Raw genomic sequence first — 25,614 nt, forward strand, 5'->3', positions numbered from 1 at the left:
GTTATTAGGCCATGTTTGTTTGGGCCTAAAAAGCCTCCCAAATTAAATGGGAGGCTTTTATTCAGGAGGCAAGGAGCAATTGGCGCTCTTACGGTTTTGTGTGGTTATTTATCATTTCCATGATCATTTTCAGCTCAGGAGTAATGGCTCCGCCTAGCGCAGTTGCTTTGTTTTGGTGGGCCTCTAAAAGCTGGAAGTTTTCATCGGCAAAAATCAGGGTGCCGCCATTGTTCATTTTTACGATGATGGTTTCTACTCCCCTGCCATACAGTCGGAGCGTGGCGGTTTTTACGCTAGGCAGCCCATCAATGGTAACTTTTGTGGCTTTGCCCATTTGAAATTCGTTAAACACTGCTATGGACACGTATCTTAGCAATTTCCTCCTGATCTTTTCTTCGGGCACTGTACAAAGTACCGTTCGTTTACCTTGGCTATAGGCCGTTTTCGCAATATTCAACATCTCCCTATTTGAGCAGTTTGGCTGTAGCAAGAAGTAGTTGGGCACCAATGTATTATTCATTTCAAATGCTTGCTAGTGCCCAGCATGCTGTGGTGCAATAAACTAGGCCGACAATTTTTTTTATGCTCATCTTATTTTTTGAGCGATAAGATATACCTGACCATTTTTTGCGCCTCCTGCTCGGAAACGGTGGGGTGTGGCGCCATGGGAACACTTCCCCAGGCTCCCTGACCGCCTTTCATGATCTTTTCAGACAACATTTTGATATTTGCTTCGCTGGCTTCGTAATAGTTAGCTATTTCCAGATAAGAGGGGCCTACCAATTTGGCATCTTCTTTATGGCAGCCCAAACAGTCTGATTGCGAAACCAGGTTCCTGCCTTCTTGTACAACGGTTTCCATCACGGCAGGTTCGGTTTTCTGATCACCGCTGGTACCGCAGCCACTGGTTAAACCGGCTAGCAAAGCGAGCGAAAAGAGCGAAAAGAGCGTAACAAGGTTTTTATTTACATGAAGTACCATAAGCTTAGCATTAAAGTTTATTGTTTTTGAGTTGATTTGCGGCATAATGGCAAGCCCTGGCGGTAAGTGCCATATAGGTTAACGAAGGGTTTTGCGTGCTGGTTGATGTCATGCAGGCGCCATCCGTTACAAATACGTTTTTGCATAAATGCAATTGGTTCCACTCGTTAAGCAAGGAGGTTTTGGGGTCTTTCCCCATTCTAACGCCTCCCATTTCATGAATATCCAGCCCTGGAGCCTGTTTACTGTCTTTAGTTTTGATATTGGTAAATCCGGCCTTGGTAAACATTTCCGTAACCTGCTCAAAATAATCGGCCAGCATCTTTTCATCATTCTCGTCGTAGCTTATGTCGATGCGCAGTTTTGGAATGCCCCATTGGTCCTTTTCCCGATCATCTAACCATACTTTATTGGTTTCTTTTGGGATGGTTTCGCCCATGATATGAGACTTAACTTTCCATGGTCCTGGTTTGGGGTTCAAGAGGTCATTTTTCAGCTCGGCGCCCCAGTTTTTCGAAGCTTGATCACTAGGTGAGGCACCAAGCCCCACGGCATAGCCACGTAAAAAATCGGTATCCTGCCTAAACACGTTCCTAAATCGGGGCATGTAGCCTGATGTTGGCCTTCGGCCTTCAATGGTGTATTCCAGTTCTGCGTGATACTCCGCAGTGACCGAGCCCCTGTAGTTATGAAATGCCAAATATTTGCCCAATAGGCCGTTATCGTTCCCTAGGCCATTGGGGAACCTTTTACTTTTTGAGTTTAACAGCAGTAAATTAGTGTTGAGTGCGCCTGCGTTAACAAAGATGATGGGAGCATGATAAATGGTTTCGGCTTTTGTTTTGGCATCAATTACCTTTACACCGGTTGCCTTTTGCTGTTTTTCGTTGTATATAATACTATGTGCAACGCTATCCGTAACGATGGTTAGCTTACCTGTTTTGGCTGCCCAAGGCAGTGTAGAGGCGTTGCTACTAAAATATCCTCCAAAAGGGCAACCTCGTTGGCAAAGATTACGGTACTGGCAGCTGGACCTTCCCTGCTCCAAATGAATATCTTTTGGCTGGCTAATGTGGGCGCAACGGCCAATGATCATTTGCCTGTCCTGGTAATTGCTTGCTATTTTTTGTTGCAATAATTTTTCCACTTTGGTTAATTCCATTGGCGGTAAAAAATCACCGTCTGGTAACTGGGGGATATGGTCCTTATTGCCAGATACGCCGATGAATTTCTCCACATAGCTGTACCATTTATCCAAGTCGTTATAGCGAATAGGCCAATCAACCGCAAAGCCGTCGCGTTTTGGTCCTTCAAAATCGTAGTTGCTCCAACGTTGGGTTTGCCTGGCCCAGGTTAACGATTTTCCTCCTAACTGATAACCTCTTATCCAATCAAAAGGTTTTTCCTGTAGGTATGGATGTTCGGCATCTTTTACAAAAAAGTGCATGGCATCTTCCCTAAACGCATAACATTTGCTGATAATGGGATTGGCTTGTTTAATTTCTTCGGTAAGTTCATTTCGGTGCTCAAACTCCCAAGGGCTTAGGTTAGTGGTTGGGTAATCTTTGATATGCTGCACGTCCCTGCCACGCTCTATCACCAATGTTTTTAGGCCTTTCCCGGTAAGTTCCTTTGCGGCCCAGCCACCACTAATGCCTGAACCGATGACAATGGCGTCGAAATTGGTTATTTTATTTTTGCTCATTTGTGTATTTGATTTTAAACTACGCTCTTTTTACACTGCCCGAAAAATGACCAGGCACCAGGATGTAGGGCCTTAGTTTGGTCATCACATATTCCGATTGCTGGTAGCCTTTTAGCGTTTGTTTCCTCACTTCTTTTAAAAAGAACTGCAGGTTGCTTTCTTTGTATCTGGGCTCCATAATTTCCTTCAACAGATTGATTTTATGCTGGTTGGAGCTCTCGGCAAATTTTGTACCGCCTATGGTTTTATCTTCAAAGGTTTGTAATCCATCCATAAATTGTTGCTGTTCTTTTTGGGGCAGGCAGTCATCAACCATTTTCAGTACAAAAAGATGTAGCCCCAGGTCCTTGGCCCCAAGGGTATCAGTTTTAGGGATAATGGTTTCTACCAGCTCCGCCAGTAGCTGCTCTTGTTTGGCGCTAATGGCAATTTGCTGTAGTGGTATGCTGGCCTCTTGCTGATGATTGAAACATGAGGGCAAAAGCATAGCTGAAGCACACAGCAAAGCCATGTGCCTAATTGCGGTACGTCTTTCCATTATTACTGGATTTCCTTAACTATTTTTCTAAAATTATTTACGCTTGTGCTTACATCAGGAATGTTATTTTCCCAATTGTATTCGTATTCTGCGGACAATACACCTTTGAAGTTTTGACGCTTTAACTCGGTGATTACGCCTTTAACGTTACTAAAGCCAGTTCCCCAATGCACATCATGTGCTTTTACGTTTCCAAATTCGTTAAGGTCTTTAACATGCAGTTGAATTACATGGCCTTCGAGCTGTTGCAATGCTTTAACAGGATCTAAGCCTGAACGTACCCAATGACCAATATCGGCACAGGCCCCCATTCGTTTACTTTTCCCTTTAATGGTATTGAGTACGGTTTGGGGGTTCCAATAAAATGAAGGATTGGGATGGTTATGTATAGCGGCGTTCATTTCATATTTATCGCATAGTTGGGATACCAGGGGGATATCTTTTTCCTCTGGTTCGCAGGTAATGTTCTCTGCACCCAACGATTTAGCAAAGGCAAATATTTTTTCCCAGTCGCTGCTGTCCTTAGTTTTGATTACTCCGTAAGAGACCAAACGTATTCCTTTTGCTTTTAGCAGCTGTTGTACATAGGCCTTACTTGCCGCCGACATGCGGAAGTCCATTTTTTCGTTAATACCGCCGCCAATTACCTGTTGCGGGTAGGCCTCCACGTAACGCAAACCGCAGCTATCAATCTTGTCTAAGGCTTGGGTAAAGCTAAACAGTTTAAAAGTGTAAGCCTGTGCACCTAGTTTCCAGCCCAATGCAGTTTCGGGGTGGTTATTTACTTTATTGGTTTGGGTTTTGCATGCCAGTTGTACCATTGCAACCAACATCATCATTATCATGCTATTTGTTTTCATCTATTTGTATTACAGTTTCAGTAGCGAAAAGGGTTAATGGCCAATGAAAGTTGTCTCCTTAGGTTATTTAAATATACCATTTGGAGCAACAAACCCTTTATCTTAAAAATTTAACCGCCTTAACGGTATTGGTTTCAAATTCAACTTGGGCGATATACAAGCCCTTTTTTAGCGCCAAAGGTAGCGTAATGTCATTATCTGCTACGCGATCTTGGTAAACCACCTGGCCCAAAATGGATAAAATGATTACTTTTTTTGCTTTCTGACTAAAGCCTGCCAGCAGTATTTTAACGGATTGATCTGTAGCACTTACCGTCATTTCTTCCATGCCCGGCAGCGTATGTGGAACCACAATGGTTGAAAGTTCGTTTTCGATACCGTTAACATTTACTTCTTTAAGTTTATAGTAGTTATTGCCAACCATTGGATATTGGTATTGATACCTGTAGGTGTGCGAGCCAGCAATGCTTCCTTTGCTTGCCACGGTACTGATGGCTTTAAATGTCTTTCCATCTACAGCATGCTCAACAATAAACCTGGCATTGTTCAGTTCAGAAGATACCGACCATTCCAGCTCAGTTGCATTTCCTTGGCGTTTGCCCTTGAAATTGATGAGGCCTAGCGGCAGGGTTACCAGCGCTTCCCTAATGCATCTGATGGGATATCCGTTTGCCCTACTGATGTTGTTAGTTGTGCTAGCGGCATTACTTACCAGATGGAATACGTATGCGCCTCCAGAAGAACCTGCCGTAGATGACCATAGCCTAGTAGTATTGGTATTGGTGTTCAAATTTCCTGTAGTGCCATCCCTAAAGGTAATTGAAGGGATTTTCAGGTTAGAGGTAAACGCCGTGGTATATTCTGTGATACCTTCAGCAATCCTTACGGCTTCCCATTCGGCTATCGTGGGCAATCTCCATTGTAGCCCCAGTAGTTTTTTACAGGGATCGCAGCCGTTGGCCGCTAAAATATCGCCCGGTATTTCTGCCTCGGCTTTATCTGTAGCTGTACCCGCACTCCACCATCTATTGGCCGCTGTTGTATTATAATAAAATGGATTTGTACCGGTTTTATTTAGTCCACTTGGATTGTTTGGAGCTGGAGAAACGGCCGAGGTAGTTGCTCCTACACGCCGCTGGTGTCCATCATCCCAACGGCCCCATTGGAATAAATCGCCCCATGCCGTAGCATCGGTTCTGGTGGTGGCCACGTTTGATGATCCCAAGTTTTGCTGCAGCCATACGTTTCCATCTTTTGCCCTAACCGTGGTATAGGTAACCTGGTTCCCGCCGTAGGTTACCTTAATGTTTCCTGTATTACCTTGCGTGGTACCAGGAACAGTTTCTTCGGGTACTGGTGTATCAAAAACCTGAGGGTTACGGAACAGGTAAAACCTGCCATCTTCACCCCCTGCAAGTAGGTGGACCAAATACCCTTCTGGCGACAGGATAGGGCTCACCCAACAGCCATGTCTATCCATGTTTATGGCGTTGCCATTTTCTTGATAAAGTGTTTTAGGGCGGCTGAACAAAGGCTCGTTGTTGGTGCCCACGTTTAGTAATATGTAAGCTGTGGCATAAGATTTGGCTTCGATCACCTCTTTTGAAGAATACATGTGCACCCCTTGGCCAAAAAGTATATCCCATTTACCATCCTTATTATAATCGCAAACACTTAAGGTAGCCCTGCCTTCGTTTCCTGCAAAACCAACAATGCGGATAGAATCTCCGTTTGCCCATTTTAGTGGAATTTCACTAACGAGCTGGTTTGGATCGGTGTTTCTGGTGTAGCGGTTTAAAATGCCATTTCCGCTAATGGCCAACATAGGTTCAGCCTGCGTGGTATTTTGAAAAAAGTATCTCGGCACCACAGCTGGCTTGCTTCTCCATGCCGCTTTAAACGATTGCCCATTAAAAACCAACGGTATGGCTAGGTCCAATTGAGGTTGTTGGTTCGTACCTACGTTTTTGTACACCACGTAATTTCCCGTAACGTCGTTACAAACAATGTCCAATAAGCCGTCATTGTCCCAATCAACCACCAATGGCTGCACATAGCCCCATCTTTTCTCATTTGGTCCTTGAATAGAACCTGTTAAACCCGCCTGATGATGTATGGTATTGGTACCTGATTTTAATTTTACCGCAGGTTTCCAAATGGGCTGTTCATCAGTTCCCAAATTTTTAAAGAACCAGATAAAACCCGATGAATCTCCGCCGATGATATCGGCAATGCCGTCGCCGTCCCAATCTACCCATTGTGGGGCGGCCAAGGTTTGGATGTGCAGGTCGCCCCCTTTGATTTTTACTGGACGTTGTTTCCATAACTGGTTCTGATCATCAAAGTAATACTCTATTAAAATTCCTGGATTACCACCCATCACAAAGCCGTTAGTGCTGCCTAAGCCGGCATAAATAGGACTTGTGGGACTGGTGTAGGCACCACTATAGATTTCCTGCGTAATTGCGGCGATACCTGCGGGCAAAGTCTTGTCAAAAAAAGTCAGGTTACCATTTACCAATCCTACATCAAACAAGCCAAGTCTATCAACATCCCAAGTAATCATTGCTTGCCAATCGGTGCTGCCAAATAAATTTACCGAAGCTATTTTTGACGGGCTTTGATAATATTCCAGCGTTAACGCCGCCCTGTTATACTGCACTTTTTTATAGATACCAAATTCCCAGGTACTGATGTTGTTTAATATCGCATAGCTAAATTGCGTTCTGGTTTTATCGCCCTTCCAATTACCATTTGCATCATAGCCTTTATTAAAACCTATTTCTGGGTTAGGTGGGTATCCCCATGGACTAATGCCTCCCGGCCAATAAGATTTTCCTTCGTTTAGGGCAGAGTATTTCACTAAAAAAATACCTTCTTGATTATTTAAAATAGTAAATTCTCCGGTTAAAGGACTACCAGCAACAGTCAGCGGTGTGGTGTTTGCAATGGCCAGGTTACTTCCGCTGGCCAGCTCAACATTTACCCACTGACTGTTGCTCTTCTCCGAAAAAAAGTACATTGGTGTACTGCTATTTACACATATTGCCTTTCCTGCATTAAATCTATTGCTAAATTCCTCGTTTCTTATGGGCTTGTCGTACAGCAATGAGCCATCCGCTGTTTTCCCTAAATATTTACACTCGTAAAAACCATTTCCCAATAGGGCTATATTAACCAGGAGATTTTTATTTGGCAAGATAATGGGCACAAGATCCAGTCCAAAACCAAAATCAGCAATGGTGGTGTCGGCAAATTTTAACGGTTGAGGCAAATCACTTTGTGCCCTAGCGCTAAATGAATACAAAAGACAGGTAGCACATAATAACAATAACAATTTTTTCATCCTATAAAAGTTTATGGTTGCACCTCTATTTTCAATTTCCTGATTACTTCCTTTTTATCTTTACTATTAGCGTTTATGCCAATAAACACTACTTCATAAATGCCAGCAGCCTTATACGTGAAACTATAGGTGTTCAACGGTACGTCCCTATATGTTTTGATGCCAACTCCGGGGTTTCTACCAATATTGGTATCGGTAATAATAAAAGGCTTGCTGATGCACCATTGCCTGTATTCGTTGGCAACGGTGAGCGGGCCACGCATGGTAACGGCACTTGAAGAGGACAAATCGAAGGCATTGGTTCCCCATTCGTTAACTGTTCCTTCATAAATAGATTTCCAACCAGCAGTGGCTGAGCTCATGAGCAACTGGCTTTCCTTGGGCGATACACCAGTGAGTGTTAGTGCCTGAAAGCGCCAGATAGACGACTTGCCAACTGTGTTGTTATTTGGCCTATTGGTGTAACAAAAAGCAATATACGACTGCTTATTCTTCCTGATCTCGTTTACAATATTGACTGTTCCGGAAGATATGTAAGGATTGGTACTTGTGCAGGTTAGTGGGCTCCAACTAAACTTACTTGACAAATCTGTCCAGGTAGCTGTTTTTATCCTTTGCAACGAATCAGCCTTTGAAGTTAAATTATTCAAATCTAAATCACTGGTAACCATAACACTAAACTGGTTAGCCTGACAAAGCGGTGCTGTACCTCCCTGGCTACGCACCTGGTTTTGGAAAGCCAAATTGAGCTGGCTGAGCGCAACTATGCTATCCCTGTTGGCATAACCATAGTGATTGCCAAATTCGCCAGAATAAAAAGTAATCATATCAGGATTTCCTTTCATGCTAAAGATTATTGGATTGCCTAATTTTACGGTAGTTTTTGTTACCGAAACATTAAATTCTGGTTCGTTTACGGCCAAATCTTTTGAACATGCCGCATGCAAAAGAACCACAAGTAAGGCCATGTATGTTTTAAAATTTTTCATCTTATATTTTGAAATATTGTTGAACTATCTACCAACCTTCGTTCTGGATTAATTTTGGATTAACGCCTATTTCGTACGCTGGAATTGGCCATATTACATCTCTTTGAGTGGCATTTCTATAGTAGTTGGTCATCGAAACGTACAGGGTGTTGGTACCTGATGGCGCTTCGGTCAATCGGGCTTTCATGCTATCGTAAAATATTCCCCAACGTACCAGGTCATTTTTACGCAACGACTCAAAACATAGTTCTCTGGCCCGCTCATTCCTTATTTCGTTTTTAAACGACAAATAATCCATTCCATTTAAATCTGCTGCAGTAGCCCCAACTGAATTAATGTCGAGCCCTTTTGCTCTCCTTCTCACCTGATTGATATATTTATAGGCGTTATTGGGATTTTTTTCTACTTCATTAATGGCTTCGGCATACATTAAAAGCACATCCGAATAGCGTAATAGTGGAAAATTGATGGGTGTTTGGGTGTTGGTTTTGGGCTGGACTTTTTCATATTCTCGTCTATATTTCCCGCAAAACCTCTCGATAATTAAGTTGGCAGAAGTAAAGTCGACCTTGCCGTTATCGGCATATCTGTAGGCAGAAATGGCCCAGTCTCTACGTAAATCATCGGTATCATATAACCTATAGAGCCAAGGATGCGGGCGTACGATACCTTGCGAAAACCCCCAGTTTGCCGTACCAGTTGCCGAATAGGCTATTCCGTTAAGGATACCTACGGCGCCACCCGTGGTATTGTAAACTCCAGTACCATTTCCCCAAAACTCCACTTCAAAAATGCTTTCTTTAAGGTCATATTTATCTTCTGCATAATTGATAAACACTTGGCCATAGGAAGAATTTAATTGATGATAGCCTAAATCAATTACCTTTTTGGCCCATTTTGCAGCCTCATCATAACGGGAGGTTTCGTTTAAGGGGTTGCCCGCCATGTACAAATTTACCCTAGCCAGGATGCCCCAAACGGTTGATTTGGATATGCGTCCGGAAGATCCTGCCGCTGTGATGTCGGGCACCAAATCTGCGGCACGCTCCATGTCTAGCAAAATTTGTGCATAAACTTCTCTGGCAGAAGATCGGGGCAATTGAATAACCTCGTTTTCGCTGGAAATGGGCGGATCCAACACCAATGGAACGCCTCCAAATCTGGAAACGAGCATAAAAAAATAATACCCGCGTAAAAAGAGTGCCTGGCCTTTGATCTGGGCTCTTTTGGTTTCATCAATGTCTATGGCTGAATTATCTATACTTTTAAGCAATAAATTTGCCCTGCTTACCCCTCTGTATATTGCTCGCCAATGGTTCAACAACTTGTCGTCGGTAGTGTTTACCACGTAATATGACATGGTACCATTATCGGTTGGAAAATGCATAAAACCTTCGTCGGCCTCCAGCCCCATCCTGCCCTGCATACTGTTTCCGTAGGTATATGTTTCGGCCAAAATAGCGTACACCCCCCTAAGAGCGATATCCAACTGCTCGGCATTTTTATAATAATTTTCCGTTGATACCACATAAGCATCTGGTTTTACATCTAAAAACTTACTACACGAAGTACATGTTAAAACCAAAGCAAAAAATGGCAACAATAATATCTTTTGTGTTTTTCTCATCTGTCTATAGTTTTATAGCATTAAAAATTTGCCTTTACCCCTGCGGTAACCGTGAGGTTTCTGGGATAGGACGAATAGTCAAACCCTGGTGTAAGCGTAGAGTTCCTTACCGAAACTTCTGGGTCGTAGCCCGTGTAGCTGGTCCAGGTGTATAAATTTTGGGCAGCGCCATAAACTTCAAGCGACTTTAATTTTCCGCGCCACTTTTTGGGAAAGGCATAAGATAGTTGAACTGTTTTTAACCTGAGGTAAGAACCGTCTTCAATAATTTTGCTCGAATATCTACCCTTGGGGCCAAAACCTCCCGTCCTGTAGTTTTCATTTGTTGGGTTTTGGGGTGTCCATCTATTGGTATAGGAAGCAAACTGGTTTAAATTGAGTCGGTTGCCCATGTTACCCTCAAAAGCCAATCTGTTAGCATTGATAATATCATTACCATAATTCCATTGAAAGAATACGTTTAAGCTAAATCCTTTATAAGAGATATTGTTGTTAAAACCTCCATAATGCACGGGCAATCCTCTGCCAATGGGCACCATATCCTTTTCGTTTACTACGCCATCTTTGTTGAAATCAACGTATTTGATATCTCCTGGCTGCACACTGGTGTTGCCATTGGTAGGAATACCTGCCTTTAGCACATAGGAAGTACCGATGAGGTCAAAATCGCTGTATTGGTAGTTTCCGTCCCATTTGTACCCGTATAACGTTGCCGCAGGCCCGCCTACGTTGGCAATGTAGGAAAACGATCCGTTGTAATCGCCGGTAAAGGCTACCCACGAAAGCATATTGGTTTGTCCTTCGGCAAGTTTTAAGATCTTGTTTCGGTTAAAACTGATGTTGAATGAAGTTTCCCAAGAAAAATCCTTGTTTTGAATATTGATGGTATTAATGGAAATTTCAAATCCGGTATTCCTAACGGCACCTACATTTTTCATTACCGTACCAAAACCCGTAGCTAATGGCACATTTGCGTTCAATAGCAGGTCAGTGGTTTTTTTGTTGTAATAGTCGGCCGTTAGGTTTATCCTGTTTTTGAACAAAGAAATGTCGTAGCCAATATCAAGTTGGGCGGTAGTTTCCCACTTTAGGTTTTGGTTGCCCATACTGTTAATAACTGCGGCATATTTGGGTTCTTCATTCCCAAAAGAATAATAATCGCCTATCAAAATGGTCTGAAATCTCGAAAAATCACTTATTCGGTTGTTTCCAGTGATGCCATAACTCACCCTCAATTTGGCCTCGTTAACCATTTTTAAGTTTTTCAGGAAATTTTCTCTGCCCATTTGCCAAGAAAAAGCAGCAGAAGGGAAAAATCCCCATCTATTTGACGGTGAAAATTTGGAAGAACCATCGGTCCTTAGGGAGGCGGTAAACAGATATTTGGACTTGAAATTATAATTTATCCTTCCTAAAAAAGACGCTAAGGTATTTTTAAAAAGTTCTGATTTTACGCTTTTTGGGATCCCGAAATCAAGTGCTCTTATCCCTAATTCTTCATTGGTAACCCTATCTGTTTCAAAACCAAAGCTTTCAATACTGGTTCCTTGCAGTGTGAAGGCTGCTATGGCATCAAAATAATGGTCTTTGTTGATTCTTTTTTTGTAGGCCAGCCTATTCTCATTTACCCAGCTGCCCAACTCGATATCTCCATAGGTGCCATTAGCACCATTGGGGTTCCAATTTGATACAATACCTTTATATGTTCTTGAATTATTAAATGTTTGGCTTTTGGTAAACCTCTGGTTATAACCTGCCCTAACGTTAAAGCTAAAGTCTTTGCTGATGTCATAATTTAAACTTGAATTGATGTACAAATCTGACCTGGTTTCTTGCCTGATTTCATTTTTGGTTGAAATCAGGGGGTTCATTAAAAACAACGCATTTTCATCTTCTGGATCAATTAGTTCATTTACAATATCAGCGGTGCTGCTTACTGGCCTGTAACCCAAAATCCGATAGAGCAGATAAGAAGCATACGAATTGGAGCTGGATTTCATTTCCGACGCCTTGGAGCCATAATTCTTATCCTTTGCGTAGTTAATATTGATACTGGCCTTGAGTTTTTTGCTGATGGTTTGCTCTACGGTTGCTCGTCCCTGAATTCTGTTAAAACCCGAGTTAATGATAATCCCGTTTTGGTTGGCATACGAACCAGAAAACGAGTATTTGGTCAGATCGTTTGAACCTCTTATCGAAAGGTTATGGTTGTGCATGATTGCTTGCCTAAACAAAAGAGCTTGCCAATCGATATCATTGGCTGTTTTATAATTGTCCAATGTCATTCCTGGTTTGTCCAAATAAAGCTGTTTGCTTCCCTCTGGGCTCATTTCCAACTGATATTTAACAAATTCATAGGGATCCATCATCTCCATATTTTTGGTGGCGTGCTGCACACCAAAATAACCATCGTAAGCTATTTGTGGCGGCCCCACTTTGCCTTTCTTGGTTTCAATGATAATTACACCGTTGGCACCCCTTGAACCATAAATAGCCGTGGCAGAGGCATCTTTCAGGATCGATATTTTTTCAATTTCTTCGGGGTTAATAGCGGAGCTGGAAAAATCCTCCATGGGAAATCCATCTATTACGTACAAAGGGGCATTGCTTTGTGTTAACGAATTGCCGCCCCTGATTACAATATTCATTTCAGCGCCAGGCTGCCCCTCGCTTGAGCTAACCTGTACCCCAGCAATCCGTCCGGCCAAAGCCTGATCGAAAGTAGTTACAGGAGCTTTTTGTAGGTCGGCAACTTTCACTTCGGCAACCGAACCCGTGAGGTCCCCTCTTTTTACTTCGCCATAGCCAATAATTACCACCTGGTTTAAATCAGTTTGCTGTGGCTTTAAAGCAAGGTTTAAAGTAGCATTGGCGCTCACAGCTCTTTCTTGGGTTTCATAGCCCACATAGGAAAAAACTAATACGGCACTACTTGTAGAACTTCTAATTTTATACGCCCCATTGGCATCAGTAACCGTAGCCGTGCTGGTACCTTTTAGCCTTACGCCAACTCCAATAAATGGATTGCCTTTTTCATCGGTAACCTTACCCTGTATTACAATTTCTTTCTGTAAGCTAATTGCAACCGTGTGTTGTTTGGGCTTAATTACCACAATTTTCTTGTCTATACTATAAGTAAGCGGCTGGCCACCCAGGCTGTGCTTAAGTGCATTCTCTAAAGTTTCATTTACAAAATTCACATTAACGTTTTTGGTGTCTTTAAGGTCATCTTCTTGATATAAAAAGCCATAGCCTGTTTGTTTCCTAATTTCTTTGAACAAGGCTTTAAGGCTGATATTATTGGCCTTGATATTGACAGATTGCGCATAGGTTGATGCGCTTACCTGCATAAAGGCGGCCAACATTAAAATCAAAATCATCTTCATAGCTAATAGATATGGTTTTAAAGAAGCATGACAAAAACCGCTGCAAATATTTGCAGTATTTTTTTTATACATTTGAATATCAGGTTTAGTTAATATTTGGTTCTCTTATCAAATGGACGATTACCTGTTTTGCCTCTATATGGCAACAAAAATCAGGGGCGGGCCAACGCCTCTGGTTTTCTGGTAATCGAAAGGGTGTTTATTTTACCGCATCACGATTATCCTCCTTCCCTCAACTTTAAAGCTCACGTTACCGAAGCTTTCCATATGTTTCAACAAATCGTTAATGCTAGCACTACGTGGAAAAGCTCCACCAAATTTTTGCTTGGTTATTTCTCCCCTATAGCTGACATCTACATCGTACCAGCGTGAGAGTACGTTCATGATCGACTGTATATCTTCATTTTCGAATACGAAATAGCCATTTTTCCATGCTAAGGCTTCCTCTACATCTACTTTTTCAATCATTAAAGGGTTATGAAGACTTGTAATGGCCTGCTGTGCTGGCTTGATGATCATTGCCTTTAACGGTTGATGTAACGGGGTTACCTTAACACTGCCCTCTAATAAGGTGGTTGCTATTTCGCTATCGTTGCTATAGGCCTTTATGTTAAAATGCGTACCCAAAACTTCTATCTGTTGTCCTTTTCCATTCCCTAAAGTATTGGTGATTACTATAAAAGGCATTTTTTTCCGGCCTTTAAGGTTCAATGACGCCACTTCGAAATAAGCCTCTCCCGTTAATTCTACCATTCGCTTATCGCCCGAAAAATGCGATGGATATTTAATACTGGAAGCAGAATTGAGCCAAACTTTTGTTCCATCTGGCAATTGCACCTGGTATTGTCCGCCCCTGGGGGTTTCCAAAGTATTCGTGGAAATAGCGTTACCAGTTGCCCCATGATCAAGATAGGTCAATTGGCCATCGCCATGCTTAATAATACTTACCCCCTGCTGTTCTGCTAAATTGCCGTTCTCTGCACTATCCAGCACAAGCTTTCGGCCGTCGGAAAGGGTTAGCATGGCCTTATTACTGCCAGGCAATATCTCATGGGATGTTTTTACAGCTACATTTGTGTTATTTTTGGCTTCCTGTTTTTTGAACCATACCAATCCAACCCCCACGCAAAGCAATAATGAAGCGGCTACCGCCACTCGAGGCCACCATTTGACAGTCTTTTTTTCTACCAGTTGACGCTGCAATTGGGCAAACCCAATATTTACCTCATAAAGTAAGTCCTCAGAGGTTAAATCAGAAGGCGGTGTTTTATAGTTAAGATACCAACTTTCTACCACGGCCTTTTCTTCGGGGGTAGCAAGTCCGGCATTATATTTCTCTAGCAGTTCTTCTGCGTTCTTCATACATTAATATGCGATGTGGTCAGTATATTTGGCTATTTATATACTAAACACGCAACTTAGGGGCAGAGGGTATATGAATTAAAAAAAAATGGAAAAAATGTGAGCGCCCAGTTTTGTCCTCAATATTCGGAGGGCACTGCGTACCTGGGTGCGTACGGTGTGGGGGCTTATATGGAGCTCGTCGGCAATTTGCTGATGGCTCATTTCCAGGTTACGGCTCATTTCAAAAATCAGTTTCATTTGGGGAGGTAAAGCGGCTACTTCCTTTTCAACCAAGGCAATCAATTCCTTTTCCCTAAGCTTTTCATCTGTTAGGCTAACTCCCCGGTCCATAAAAGTTTGTAGAGACGCCAGATAAGCTTCCCTTACTTTCTGGTTTCGATAGGTGTTGAGTACCCTATTTCTCACCAGTGTGTACAAATAGGACGATAAATTGGTATCTTCTGCCAATTGGGTACGCTTGTTCCAAAGGGTAACCAATGCTTCCTGTATAATATCGCGTACCTCTTCCCTATCGGGCAGCCTTCTATAAACGTGACTGTACAAAAGCCCATAAAAGCGTCGATATATCTCGTCCATTACCTCGGTTCTACCCAATCTTAAATGATGGAGCAGCTCTTCGTTGCTTTGGCTTTCATACTTGTACATCTGGTTTGTTCTTCCTAGCAAAGATATTATTCCTGGCAAAGAAAACAAGTTGATAGGCAATTAGACATGATATTACTTTATCATTAGGAACACACCAAAAAGAGCAATAAAAATTAACGGGGCGGGTGCCGATTTTGGCCCACCACATCCTGTTTTACAACAGTTTAAACGTATTGATTGGTTCTAGCGCTCAAGCAAAAGCAGAAAATTTTATTTTAAATAACGCTCGATATAAGATAACATCATATATAAAAATGATAAAAACAGCCAACAACTCTCCCTAATCATCCGTCATATTTGTATATTAACCCACGTCGATAACCAATTTGTAAAAACTAAGCCTATCCCTAACCAATTTTAGAATGGGCAAGATTGTTGAATTGTATGAACCATCAACCTGATGAGCAGTTGTTAGAACGGCTAAAAACAGGTGAATCGCGAGCTTATGATGCTATTTTCTTAAAGTATTATAAACTGCTTTGCGTGAACGCCTATTTTTACCTGCATGATGAACAGGAAGCCAAAGATTTGGTCCAGGCTTTCTTTTTGGAAATGTGGGAAAAGCAAATCTACATGCGCCTGAGCGGTGACATTAAAGGCTATCTATATCGGTCGGTACAAAACCGTTGTTTAAACCACCTGAAGAAAAGAGAGACCTTGGAAAAAAGACAGGAGGTTTATCAAGTCACGGAAAATGCTGCTTCCGATACCGATGAAGATATTGAACACACCTATGTAAAGCTGGACCATGCCATAGGCGAATTGCCAAACCAACGCAAAGAAGCCCTAAAGTTGGTATATTTACAAAACAAAAAATACCAGGAAGCCGCTGATATTATGGGCATTAGCCTCAATTCACTAAAAACCCATTTGAAGATAGGGCTTAAAAATCTTCGTGAAGCTTTAAATTTATTTTGAAAACTCTTAACCTGTAATCGCCTTTTTGGTGTATTAAAAACAAATGATAGCTGAACACGAATATATTCGCCAATTATTTCTAGAAAAGCTTGCTGGGACGATAAGCCCCGCAGATGACAGGATATTACAGCAGCTCATCACCAAAAATGAGGTCAATAAGGCGTTTTGGAATTCGCTTAATGAACAGCGCAAACAACTTAATGCCGAGCAATTTGTTGCTGATTTGGATGAAGCCGCAGCTTTAAAAGCCTTGAAACAGCAGTTGCCTACCCGTAAATTACCTGTGTGGAAATATGTGGCCGCAGCGGCTATTTTTATGGCCGTAGGTGCGGCCGTATGGATTAACCTGCCACATGATAAAAACAACTCCCTTGAAACAGCTACCCAAAAAACACCACCACTTGACCATAAAGCCATTCAATTGCAGTTGGACAACGGCGAAATATTAACACTGAACAAGCAAGACAAAAATGGGCTCATTGATGTTCATGATGTTAAAATCCGTACTTCTGAAAAAGGAATAGAAGCTATAAATGGCGGCAACGCCGATGCACAAACCACTTTATATGTCCCGGCCAAACAGGATTACCACATCACCTTATCAGATGGAACCAAAGTTTGGCTCAACTCCGCCTCTAAACTACAGTTCCCTATTCGCTTTACTGGGCCATTAAGAGAAATCTATATGGAAGGAGAAGCCTATTTAGAAGTGGCCAAAAACGCCAATAAACCTTTTATTGTGCACACCAGAACAACAGCTATAAAGGTATTGGGCACCAAGTTTAACCTTAACACCTACGATGAGAACCTGACCAAAACCTCTTTGGTGGAAGGAGCGGTACTCTTAACTTCTGATCAGAAATCAGTAAAACTGATGCCTGGCCAACAAGGCAACTTTAGCACTGGCAAAGGCTTTTCGGTAACTGCCTTTGACCAAGACCAAACCCTGGGCTGGATCAACGGGACTTACTATTTCCAAAACAATTCGCTAAAAGAAATTGCCAAGGTAATTAACCGATGGTTTGATGTTGAAGTTGTTTTCGAAAATCCGCAATTGGCAAACTTCCGCTTGTCGGGTATGTTGGAAAAACAACAATTAGCAGCTTTTTTGAAAGATTTGGAGAGCGCCAGCGATATTGAAACCAAACTGGCCAACAACAAATTATACATTAAATAATTTTTATTTAGTTCACCCATTTTAACCAGGCCGATGTATTTAAGGTAAGTAACCAAATATTAAATACATCATGAAGAAACTATTACCTATTATTTTTGCGCTATGCGCAAACTATGCCCATGCGCAAATCTTCTCACAAAATTTTAGCAGCTCCAACAACAAGCGAACTTATATTGGTGGCGGAACAAACCAATTTGATGGGATAACGGATTTTAAAAACTCCAGAAGCAGTATTGAAACGGAAAATGGCAACAGTTTCCTACGTTTCGACAAAATAGGCCCCTCATCAATCATTCTTTCGAAAAATACCCCTTTGGCAGGCAGTAACCACTTGGCTTTCGTCCAATTTAAGGTAAGAATATCAGCCCCTGAAAATACGGAGACCCCTCCAAACCAGTTGGCTGGCTTTTACTTGGGCGATGGGGATACCGATGCCTTTGAACACGGCAATACCGCAGGAGTTACCAACGATCATCTATTTGCTTTTGTAGGCCTTCGGATTTTAAAGGACGAAAGCAAGGCGTACCGTTTTTATATCAGCTCGGTTCCGCAGAACAGCTACACCGGTTGGCAGAACATTACCTGGGTGGCCAATAAAACTGGGGCTCCGATAACTTTTTTGGCACCAAATGGGCAAAATTTCACCCTGCAAAACAACAAGCAAGCCATTTGGGTAGGCGACGTGCTGCAAATTGGCTCGGGTTCCCTAAATGGTGCGCAAACGGGCTTCAGCAAATTTAAGCTACGTTTTCCGGCAGATTACGCCAATGTGAAAGTAGACCTTGATGATTTGATGATCAGCAACGTGATTTCTACCAAATAACCGAATTTATGCCGTTTGGCTTTTTCAGAAAACATTAAAACCTTTTTACGATGAAAAGAACGCTACTTTTACTATTTTTTTTAATGTCCGTTAAAAGTTACGGGCAGTTTTTTTCACAGGATTTTCAGTCGAGCACTGATAAATCTACCTATCTCCATGCTTCAAGCCATTTATTTGACTGGCTTTCGAGCTTTGCCAACTCGCCAAGCTCTATTGAAACCGAAGGCCCGAACAATTTTCTAAGATTCAGTAAAACAGGGGCTTCTTCTTCGATCATTACCAAAAGAACCGACCTAAACGCCAGTACTACCAAAAACGTAGCAGTAATTAAGTTTAGGTTAAGGATAAGCGCTCCGGATATAGAGGAACCAACCCCGCCAAATAATATTGCTACGCTGTACTTAGGTGGTGGCAGCCCGCTCCCGGCGGCCTTTGATAACGATAATGTATCTGCAGTGCCTGATGCGAACATGTTCAGCTCACTTCTTTTAAGAGTTCAAAAAGTTAGTGCAGCCCAATACCGATTCTTCATCAGTTCAACTACAACCTATTTTGAAGATTGGCAGGATATACTTTATATCGCCAATAAATCAGGCGCAAGTATTACTTATAAAAATCCATTGGGAGCCAATGCTACTTTGGCCACGGGCAGGCAGGACATTTGGATTGGCACCACCAAAGTAATCTCTGGAGGAACTATTTCGGCCAATTACCAACAAACTACCTATAACCAGTTCAAAGTGGTAATTCCCTCCAATTATGCCAATGTAAAATTCGATATCGATGACATCAATATCTATGATAATGTTAGCGTTTTACCGGTAAACCTTATTTCCTTTACGGGCAAAAAACTGGGTTCTTCGGCTCTGCTAAATTGGCAAACTGCGTCAGAAAACAACAACGCTCACTTTAACCTATTAAGGGTTGGTGCAAATGGCAAGTTTGAGAAAATTGGCGAAGTAAAAGGCAGGCAAAATACCTCTGCATTTACCAATTATACATTTACCGATTTTAACCCTTTAGCAGGCAACGTTTACTACCAACTGCAACAGGTTGATCTTGATGGAACCATACATACTTATGAAAATTTGGTGGTGCTTACCTTTAACCAGCAGCCTATTCAATTATCGGTAAGTCCAGCTTCAAACCATTCTGTAAATGTTCTCATCAGCGGTAGCAAAGCAGGAAAAGCTAAGCTTACCATCTCTGATACCAACGGAAAGATTATTTCCAGTAAATGGCTTTGGCTAACAGCTGGCAATAATGATACAGATGTACCCGCACCACGTAGCAAAGGCATTTACATAGCCACTTTACAAAGTGCTACCGGTAAAACCAACACCAAATTTGCGTATTAACCATCATTAGGCAGAAACCATTTCATAAATTTAGTATGATTGTATCTTTCAAAAAAATAGGCTACCTATTGCCCCTGCTCTTGTTAAGCCAAGTAAGTCAGGGACAAATTTTCTCACAGTCGTTTAGCACATCAACCGTCAGAACAGACTACATTGGCTCGTCAGCCAACAAGTTTGATGGCATCAGCAATTTTGGCAACGCCCCATCTACCATCACCGGTGATGCTTTACGTTTCGCAAAAAATGGGGCTTCTTCGGCATTTTTTGTCCGTACCACATCGCTAGGTACCGCAACGCCTAATTTCATCAAATTCCAGTTTAAACTGAATGTAGCAATACCCACTACACTAAACAATAATCAAAGTTACGACGCCTCCCTATACATTGGTGATGGTACTGATGTAGGTTTCTCCGACCCTTCGCAGGTAACTGCGCCAGTTAATGCCAGTACACACACCAAACTTAACATCAAGCTGTTGGTATCGGCCAGTTCGGCCAAGTTTGCCATTAACGGTAAGGAATATAGCGGTGTACAAACCATTACGCTTTTTGTAAACAATACTGGTGATACCATTCCTAAAATATATACCACCCCAAATGGTAAAAAGGCAATGGTTGCCCACAGCAAGTTTGATGTTTGGGTAGGCAACGAGCAGGTGATTAATGAAGGTGCGGCCACCACGGCCAACGTTGCCCTCCAGAAATTTAAGTTCATTTGCCCCTCCGGTGCGCCAAATGCCATTCTCGATTTTGACGATATCAGTATTACCGATAATGCTTTTGAAACGCCTTCATTATGGAAAAGTATTGTCAAATACCAGGCTCCCTCAAGTGGCATGTATTTGGGCAGCCCTAGCCTACTCAAACTGGCCAACGGAAATATCATTGCAAGTAACGATTATTTTGGTCCCAACAGGCCATCAGACAGCCAGGGCAGGTCCAATTACACCAGCATTTATAAATCTACGGACAATGGGCTAAGCTGGAGCCTGCTTACTAACATTTCGGGAATGTATTGGGCCAATTTATTTGAGCATAAGGGTAATGTGTACCTGTTGGGAGTTACCGCCGCAACGGCCAGTATAGCCATCAGGAAAAGTACCGACGGCGGACTTACTTGGACAGCGCCCACATCGGCAACAACAGGCTTGCTCTTTAACGAAGGTACATCTGGAGCCGCTCCCAGGTACCATGGTGCCCCCACTCCTGTTTTAAAAGCCAACGGCCGATTGTACAGAGCTTTTGAGAACATCGAAGATACGAGCCTATCAGGCTATAGAGGATACCGGGCTTTCGCCATTTCGATAGATGAAGATGATGACTTGATGGATGCCTCTAAATGGACAAAAACCAACGAAATTGCTTTTAACAGCACCTGGGATCCACCCGGATCAGCGGCAACAACTGGTTGGCTGGAAGGAAATATGGTGCAAGGCCCCGATGGCAAAATATGGAATATGCTAAGGGTAAATTCAACGCCATTTTTTGACAGATCAGCCAAAATTGAGATCTCTTCTAGCGGAAGCACTGCAACTTTTAGTCCGTCTAATTTTTTTACGTTCCCCGGCGGATCCTGCAAATTTGTGGTCAGAAAAGATACCGTTTCGGGTGTTTATTGGGCCATGCTTAATGACAATACCAATGGCGTGGAGCCCAATCAGCGAAACGTATTGGCACTATACGCTTCTACAGATTTAACAAACTGGTACTTAGCCAAAACATTAATCGCCGACGATCAAAATTATACTGCAGCCGAGTCCATCACTTATACTGGCTTTCAATATCCTGATTGGCAATTTGATGGCAACAACATCATTTACCTATCCAGAACAGCCTACGGCGATGATGTACCCCGGGCACATGACTCTAATTTTATCACCTTTGGTGTAGTCGAAAACTACAACAACGATATCCCTTCTGAATTGCTGAGCACGCTTTCTGCTCCAAACATCTCCTTTACGGGCAGCAAGGAAGGCAATCAAGTTAAATTGGCATGGCAGACAAAGGATGCTAAAACAACTTCGTTTATGATTTATCGCTCTACTGACCATCAGGATTTTGAATTGGTGGGCACTACTAATGCCCATTCTCAAACCGATTACCAATATACGGACCGCACGCCCTTCGCTGGAAACAACTACTATAAGCTCTCATTAAAAGATGCCGATGGGAAGTTAACCGCCCTTGATAAAGTGGTAAGGGTGAATACCGAAACCAAAGAGAATTCCTTAAGTGCCTACCAAAAAGAAAACAACGCCGAAATCAACTTCTTTTGGAAAGAAAACCCTTCTACAGCTTACCTTTCCATTATTGATATGGGCGGAAAGCTCATCGCTAAACAAAAAATAACCGTTAATAGCGGCTACAACAAATACTCGGTGAGCCTTCCAAGCAAGAGCGGGTTTTATGTGGTACAAGTGCTCGTCAATAAGCAAGCGTATTCTTTTAAATTTTAACTCATTACCATCCTCATTTGTCCTACCTAAGCGGTATGGCAAATAAAACTTTTAAACAAATGAACCGTACCTACGTCAGTCTCGTTATCCTTTTGATTAATTTCATTACCTACACTTCAACCCTATATGCGCAAAACAATATCGACTCGCTCAAAAAGCGTTTATGGATCAGCGAAGTAAAATACCAAGACCCTGCCACTAAAACCTATTTGGGAAGCCCCTCTATTTTAAGAATAGGTAAAAAAGAACTGTTGGTTACCTTAGATTATTTTGGCACCAACAGGCCTAAAGACCGCTTAGGACGCTCCAACAGAACCAGTGTGTACAAATCGGCAGATGACGGCAAAACATGGAAGCACCTGACCGATATAGATGGCATGTACTGGTCCAATTTGTTTGCGCACAAGGGAAAGATTTACCTGTTGGGAACAACCTCGGCCAATGGGAGCATAGCCATTAGACGTACAGATAATGGCGGTAAAACCTGGACAAATCCTGCCAACGAAAAAACGGGTCTACTGTTTAGGGCAGGTGAAAATGGCACCGCTCCACGCTATCATGGTGCTCCAACACCAGTAGTTAAACACCGTGGCCGTTTGTATCGGGCCTTTGAAAATGTAGAAGACCACACGCTGAGGGGGATGCGTGGCTACAGGGCTTTGGTGGTTTCTATCAACGAAAATGATGATCTGCTTGATGCATCGAAATGGACCATGAGCAACCAATTAGCTTTTGATGCCGCAGCCTGGGACCCGCCTAAATCTTTTCCAACCACAGGCTGGCTGGAGGGTAATATGGTGGAGGGAACTGATGGCAGGCTTTGGAATATTTTGCGGGTAAACTCCACGCCTTTTTTTGACAGAGCCGCTATGGTCGAAATTAAAAACAATGGTCAAGAAGCTGTTTTTACTCCTGATCATTTCATTAAATTCCCTGGGGGACAAAGTAAATTCGTAATCAGAAAAGATGCTAGCACTAAAATCTATTGGGCCTTGGTAAACAACAACACCAATGGTAAGGAAGCAGTACAACGAAATGTACTATCGCTATACGCCTCCAAAAACCTTAGGGAATGGTATCATGCCAAAACCTTGATAAAAGATAACCTGGACTTGAGCGAAAAACAATCTATTGCATTAACTGGTTTCCAATACCCCGATTGGCAATTTGATGGCAACCACATTATTTACCTATCCCGTACCGCCTATGGTCCGGGTGTTCCCCGCTATCATGATTCTAACTATATCACCTTTGGCCGTATCGAAAACTTTAGTGCCTATTTACCCGCTGCACTAAAATAAATATCAACTCCATGAAAATAATTTATTGCCTACTACTCGTATTAGGGTTGAGCCTGCATGGACATGCAAGCAGGCCTAAGCTAATGCCCATGCCCACTTCGGTGGTTTTTAAACAGGGCCAGTTCCGCTTAAATCAACATTTCAACCTCACCATTGCCGGAAATTTTGATGAACGAATTCGCGGTGCTTCTGCCAGATGGCTAAAACGTTTGAGCGAACAAACCTTATTGGTGTTAAACCCAAAGCAAATTGGCGACAAAAATGCCATATTTAAAATACACATCACCAAACCAGCAAAAGTAGCTTTACACGAGGATGAAAGCTATCAACTTACGGTTAAAGACAAACAGATTGTGTTAGCCGCTACCACGGATATAGGTGCCATCCGTGGATTAGAAACCTTGCTCCAATTATTGCAGGCCGATACGGATGGCTATTATTTTCCTCACGTAGAGATTACCGACCGGCCTCGTTTTCCCTGGCGTGGTTTATTGATTGACGTTTGCAGGCACTTTATTCCTATTGATGTCATTAAACGCAACATTGATGGGATGGCCATGGTTAAACTTAACGTGCTACATTTGCATTTAACCGACGACCAAGGCTTCAGGATTGAAAGCAAAACCTATCCCAAACTACACCAATTGGGCGCTGATGGATTATTTTTTACGCAGGAGCAGATCAAAGAAATTATCGCTTATGCTGCCAACAGGGGAATACGCGTAGTTCCCGAATTTGATATTCCGGGGCATGCGACCAGTTGGTTTGCCGGATATCCCCAATTTGCAAGCGCTCCGGGCCCCTATCCTATCGAAACCAAATTAGCCGGTTTGGACAATGCACCAACTTTTGATCCAACCAAAAAAGAAACCTACACGTTTTTAAAGGCTTTCTTTAACGAAATGGCCGCTTTGTTTCCTGATGAGTACATGCACATTGGTGGCGACGAAAATAATGGCAGGCAATGGAATAGCAATTTGCAGATACAAGATTTCAAAAAGCAGCACAATATGGCCAACAATCACCAGTTGCAGGGCTATTTCAACCAAGAGGTTCGTAAAATACTGGTACAAAACCGTAAAAAGATGATGGGCTGGGACGAAATTTTCCAACCTGGAACGTCAAACGATATAGTCATACAGTCGTGGCGAGGTAAAAAAACTTTATTTGAGGCGGCCAAACAACATTATCCGGTAATACTTTCCCATGGCTATTACATCGATTTACTTTATTCGGCCAAGGACTATTATTTAAACGACCCCCTACCTACCAATCATGGTTTAACTGCCGAAGAACAGCAATATATTTTAGGAGGTGAAGCCGCCATGTGGGCCGAACTTGTTACCGCAGAAACCATCGATTCCAGAATTTGGCCCAGTACCGCCGCCATTGCCGAGCGCTTATGGTCGGCGGCTAGCGTAAATAACGTGGCAGACATGTACGAGCGTTTGGCCAGCATAGAGACGCAGTTGGAGTATCTGGGATTATCCCACCAAAAAAATCGTGATGTTTTACTAAAACGACTCACCAACGGCGGGGATATCAGTGCACTAAAAACCTTAACAGATGTTATTGAGCCTATGAAAGGTTTAAGCAGGCGAAAACAGGGAACTACCTATTATACCTACACTCCGCTCACCATGATTGCAGATGCCGCAAGACCCGACAGCAAAGTTGCCCGTAAATTTGAAAAACTCGTAAAAACGTTTGTGAGCAGTCCCACGGGCGAAACCGCCATCGAGCTAAAAACATTATTGTTACTTTGGCAAAATAACGATCGTTTATTGCAGCCCATTATCAATCAATCGCCTTCGTTGCATGAAATTTCTATAATATCAACTCATTTGGCAGCTTTGTCAGGTATAGCTCTGGACATGATATCTTACCTGGAAAAAGATAAAAAACAGGCCGACAATGTCTTTTCTGAGCAATGGCAGCAACAAACTGCCAAAAGGATACAAGATGCTCGTTTACCACGGGGCAGTGTCGAAATTTCACCAACGCTGCTGGATGCCTTTACACCGCTTGTTCAACGTGTTCTTCAAAAATAAATCTTCATTATTCTATTCACCCAAACTGATTAACAAACGGTATTTAATTAAACTAACCAATAACACCTAATTGAATGGGACTAACAAA

18 protein-coding genes are annotated in these 25,614 nt (G+C 42.5%); 7 read left to right on the forward strand and 11 right to left on the reverse strand.

Annotated elements, in window-relative coordinates; all coding sequences use genetic code 11:
• Positions 1 to 88: 88 nt before the first annotated feature.
• The 11 genes from DUT71_RS14715 to DUT71_RS14765 all read right to left on the reverse strand — a co-directional run bounded on the left by DUT71_RS14715 (position 89) and on the right by DUT71_RS14765 (position 15,442).
• The gene (locus tag DUT71_RS14715; RefSeq protein WP_162796062.1) at positions 89 to 520 is read right to left on the reverse strand and encodes an uL10 family ribosomal protein; all 432 of its coding nucleotides are present in this window, start codon (positions 518 to 520) and stop codon (positions 89 to 91) included.
• Positions 521 to 591: 71 nt separating this feature from the next.
• Positions 592 to 981: a c-type cytochrome gene (locus tag DUT71_RS14720; RefSeq protein ID WP_113663358.1), complete on the reverse strand. Its 390-nt coding sequence runs from the start codon at positions 979 to 981 to the stop codon at positions 592 to 594.
• A gap of 10 nt (positions 982 to 991) precedes the next feature.
• Positions 992 to 2,686 (reverse strand): GMC oxidoreductase, encoded by a 1,695-nt coding sequence (locus DUT71_RS14725; protein WP_113663309.1) that lies wholly within the window; start codon positions 2,684 to 2,686, stop codon positions 992 to 994.
• A gap of 19 nt (positions 2,687 to 2,705) precedes the next feature.
• The gene (locus DUT71_RS14730) at positions 2,706 to 3,224 is read right to left on the reverse strand and encodes a gluconate 2-dehydrogenase subunit 3 family protein (protein WP_113663310.1); all 519 of its coding nucleotides are present in this window, start codon (positions 3,222 to 3,224) and stop codon (positions 2,706 to 2,708) included.
• Positions 3,225 to 3,226: 2 nt separating this feature from the next.
• Positions 3,227 to 4,084, reverse strand: a complete 858-nt coding sequence (locus DUT71_RS14735; protein ID WP_240186945.1) for a sugar phosphate isomerase/epimerase family protein — start codon at positions 4,082 to 4,084, stop codon at positions 3,227 to 3,229.
• Positions 4,085 to 4,181: 97 nt separating this feature from the next.
• Complete coding sequence (locus tag DUT71_RS14740; protein ID WP_113663311.1) at positions 4,182 to 7,430, reverse strand: FG-GAP-like repeat-containing protein; 3,249 nt, start codon at positions 7,428 to 7,430, stop codon at positions 4,182 to 4,184.
• Between the two features lie 11 nt (positions 7,431 to 7,441).
• On the reverse strand, positions 7,442 to 8,419 hold the full coding sequence (locus DUT71_RS14745) for a DUF5017 domain-containing protein (protein ID WP_113663312.1): 978 nt from the start codon (positions 8,417 to 8,419) through the stop codon (positions 7,442 to 7,444).
• A 28-nt stretch (positions 8,420 to 8,447) separates the two neighbouring features.
• Positions 8,448 to 10,046, reverse strand: coding sequence for a RagB/SusD family nutrient uptake outer membrane protein (locus DUT71_RS14750; protein ID WP_113663313.1), 1,599 nt, complete (start codon positions 10,044 to 10,046; stop codon positions 8,448 to 8,450).
• 20 nt (positions 10,047 to 10,066) lie between these two features.
• Entirely contained in the window at positions 10,067 to 13,432 is a 3,366-nt protein-coding gene (locus DUT71_RS14755; RefSeq protein ID WP_240186946.1) for a TonB-dependent receptor, read from the reverse strand.
• A 204-nt stretch (positions 13,433 to 13,636) separates the two neighbouring features.
• A complete protein-coding gene (locus DUT71_RS14760) occupies positions 13,637 to 14,794 on the reverse strand; it encodes a FecR family protein (protein WP_113663315.1) in 1,158 nt (385 codons plus the stop codon).
• Between the two features lie 78 nt (positions 14,795 to 14,872).
• Positions 14,873 to 15,442 carry an RNA polymerase sigma-70 factor gene (locus tag DUT71_RS14765; protein ID WP_113663316.1) on the reverse strand — a complete coding sequence of 190 codons (570 nt, stop codon included), beginning with the start codon at positions 15,440 to 15,442 and terminating at the stop codon, positions 14,873 to 14,875.
• 384 nt (positions 15,443 to 15,826) lie between these two features.
• On the opposite strand from DUT71_RS14765, the gene DUT71_RS14770 reads away from it, so the two are divergent.
• From DUT71_RS14770 to DUT71_RS14800, 7 genes are all read left to right on the forward strand, one after another.
• Complete coding sequence (locus DUT71_RS14770) at positions 15,827 to 16,360, forward strand: RNA polymerase sigma factor (protein WP_113663317.1); 534 nt, start codon at positions 15,827 to 15,829, stop codon at positions 16,358 to 16,360.
• A gap of 43 nt (positions 16,361 to 16,403) precedes the next feature.
• On the forward strand, positions 16,404 to 17,537 hold the full coding sequence (locus DUT71_RS14775) for a FecR family protein (RefSeq protein WP_113663318.1): 1,134 nt from the start codon (positions 16,404 to 16,406) through the stop codon (positions 17,535 to 17,537).
• Positions 17,538 to 17,607: 70 nt separating this feature from the next.
• Complete coding sequence (locus DUT71_RS14780) at positions 17,608 to 18,360, forward strand: hypothetical protein (RefSeq protein ID WP_113663319.1); 753 nt, start codon at positions 17,608 to 17,610, stop codon at positions 18,358 to 18,360.
• 50 nt (positions 18,361 to 18,410) lie between these two features.
• Positions 18,411 to 19,718: a T9SS type A sorting domain-containing protein gene (locus DUT71_RS14785; RefSeq protein WP_113663320.1), complete on the forward strand. Its 1,308-nt coding sequence runs from the start codon at positions 18,411 to 18,413 to the stop codon at positions 19,716 to 19,718.
• Positions 19,719 to 19,753: 35 nt separating this feature from the next.
• Complete coding sequence (locus DUT71_RS14790; RefSeq protein ID WP_113663321.1) at positions 19,754 to 22,174, forward strand: T9SS type A sorting domain-containing protein; 2,421 nt, start codon at positions 19,754 to 19,756, stop codon at positions 22,172 to 22,174.
• A gap of 59 nt (positions 22,175 to 22,233) precedes the next feature.
• Entirely contained in the window at positions 22,234 to 23,475 is a 1,242-nt protein-coding gene (locus DUT71_RS14795) for a sialidase family protein (RefSeq protein WP_205313954.1), read from the forward strand.
• Between the two features lie 11 nt (positions 23,476 to 23,486).
• Positions 23,487 to 25,526, forward strand: a complete 2,040-nt coding sequence (locus DUT71_RS14800; protein WP_113663322.1) for a beta-N-acetylhexosaminidase — start codon at positions 23,487 to 23,489, stop codon at positions 25,524 to 25,526.
• Positions 25,527 to 25,614 lie beyond the last annotated feature (88 nt).

It is taken from the genome of Pedobacter nanyangensis (assembly GCF_003313505.1).
GTDB lineage: Bacteria > Bacteroidota > Bacteroidia > Sphingobacteriales > Sphingobacteriaceae > Pedobacter > Pedobacter nanyangensis.

Bases quoted from the DNA above. Each gene is read 5' to 3' on its own strand.
- DUT71_RS14800 (WP_113663322.1), top strand. From the start codon at position 23,487: ATGAAAATAATTTATTGCCTACTACTCGTATTAGGGTTGAGCCTGCAT.
- DUT71_RS14760 (WP_113663315.1), bottom strand. From the start codon at position 14,794: ATGAAGAACGCAGAAGAACTGCTAGAGAAATATAATGCCGGACTTGCT.
- DUT71_RS14725 (WP_113663309.1), bottom strand. From the start codon at position 2,686: ATGAGCAAAAATAAAATAACCAATTTCGACGCCATTGTCATCGGTTCA.
- DUT71_RS14730 (WP_113663310.1), bottom strand. From the start codon at position 3,224: ATGGAAAGACGTACCGCAATTAGGCACATGGCTTTGCTGTGTGCTTCA.
- DUT71_RS14755 (WP_240186946.1), bottom strand. From the start codon at position 13,432: ATGAAGATGATTTTGATTTTAATGTTGGCCGCCTTTATGCAGGTAAGC.
- DUT71_RS14745 (WP_113663312.1), bottom strand. From the start codon at position 8,419: ATGAAAAATTTTAAAACATACATGGCCTTACTTGTGGTTCTTTTGCAT.
- DUT71_RS14775 (WP_113663318.1), top strand. From the start codon at position 16,404: ATGATAGCTGAACACGAATATATTCGCCAATTATTTCTAGAAAAGCTT.
- DUT71_RS14765 (WP_113663316.1), bottom strand. From the start codon at position 15,442: ATGTACAAGTATGAAAGCCAAAGCAACGAAGAGCTGCTCCATCATTTA.
- DUT71_RS14780 (WP_113663319.1), top strand. From the start codon at position 17,608: ATGAAGAAACTATTACCTATTATTTTTGCGCTATGCGCAAACTATGCC.
- DUT71_RS14770 (WP_113663317.1), top strand. From the start codon at position 15,827: ATGAACCATCAACCTGATGAGCAGTTGTTAGAACGGCTAAAAACAGGT.
- DUT71_RS14720 (WP_113663358.1), bottom strand. From the start codon at position 981: ATGGTACTTCATGTAAATAAAAACCTTGTTACGCTCTTTTCGCTCTTT.
- DUT71_RS14795 (WP_205313954.1), top strand. From the start codon at position 22,234: ATGAACCGTACCTACGTCAGTCTCGTTATCCTTTTGATTAATTTCATT.
- DUT71_RS14785 (WP_113663320.1), top strand. From the start codon at position 18,411: ATGAAAAGAACGCTACTTTTACTATTTTTTTTAATGTCCGTTAAAAGT.
- DUT71_RS14790 (WP_113663321.1), top strand. From the start codon at position 19,754: ATGATTGTATCTTTCAAAAAAATAGGCTACCTATTGCCCCTGCTCTTG.
- DUT71_RS14750 (WP_113663313.1), bottom strand. From the start codon at position 10,046: ATGAGAAAAACACAAAAGATATTATTGTTGCCATTTTTTGCTTTGGTT.
- DUT71_RS14740 (WP_113663311.1), bottom strand. From the start codon at position 7,430: ATGAAAAAATTGTTATTGTTATTATGTGCTACCTGTCTTTTGTATTCA.
- DUT71_RS14735 (WP_240186945.1), bottom strand. From the start codon at position 4,084: ATGAAAACAAATAGCATGATAATGATGATGTTGGTTGCAATGGTACAA.
- DUT71_RS14715 (WP_162796062.1), bottom strand. From the start codon at position 520: ATGAATAATACATTGGTGCCCAACTACTTCTTGCTACAGCCAAACTGC.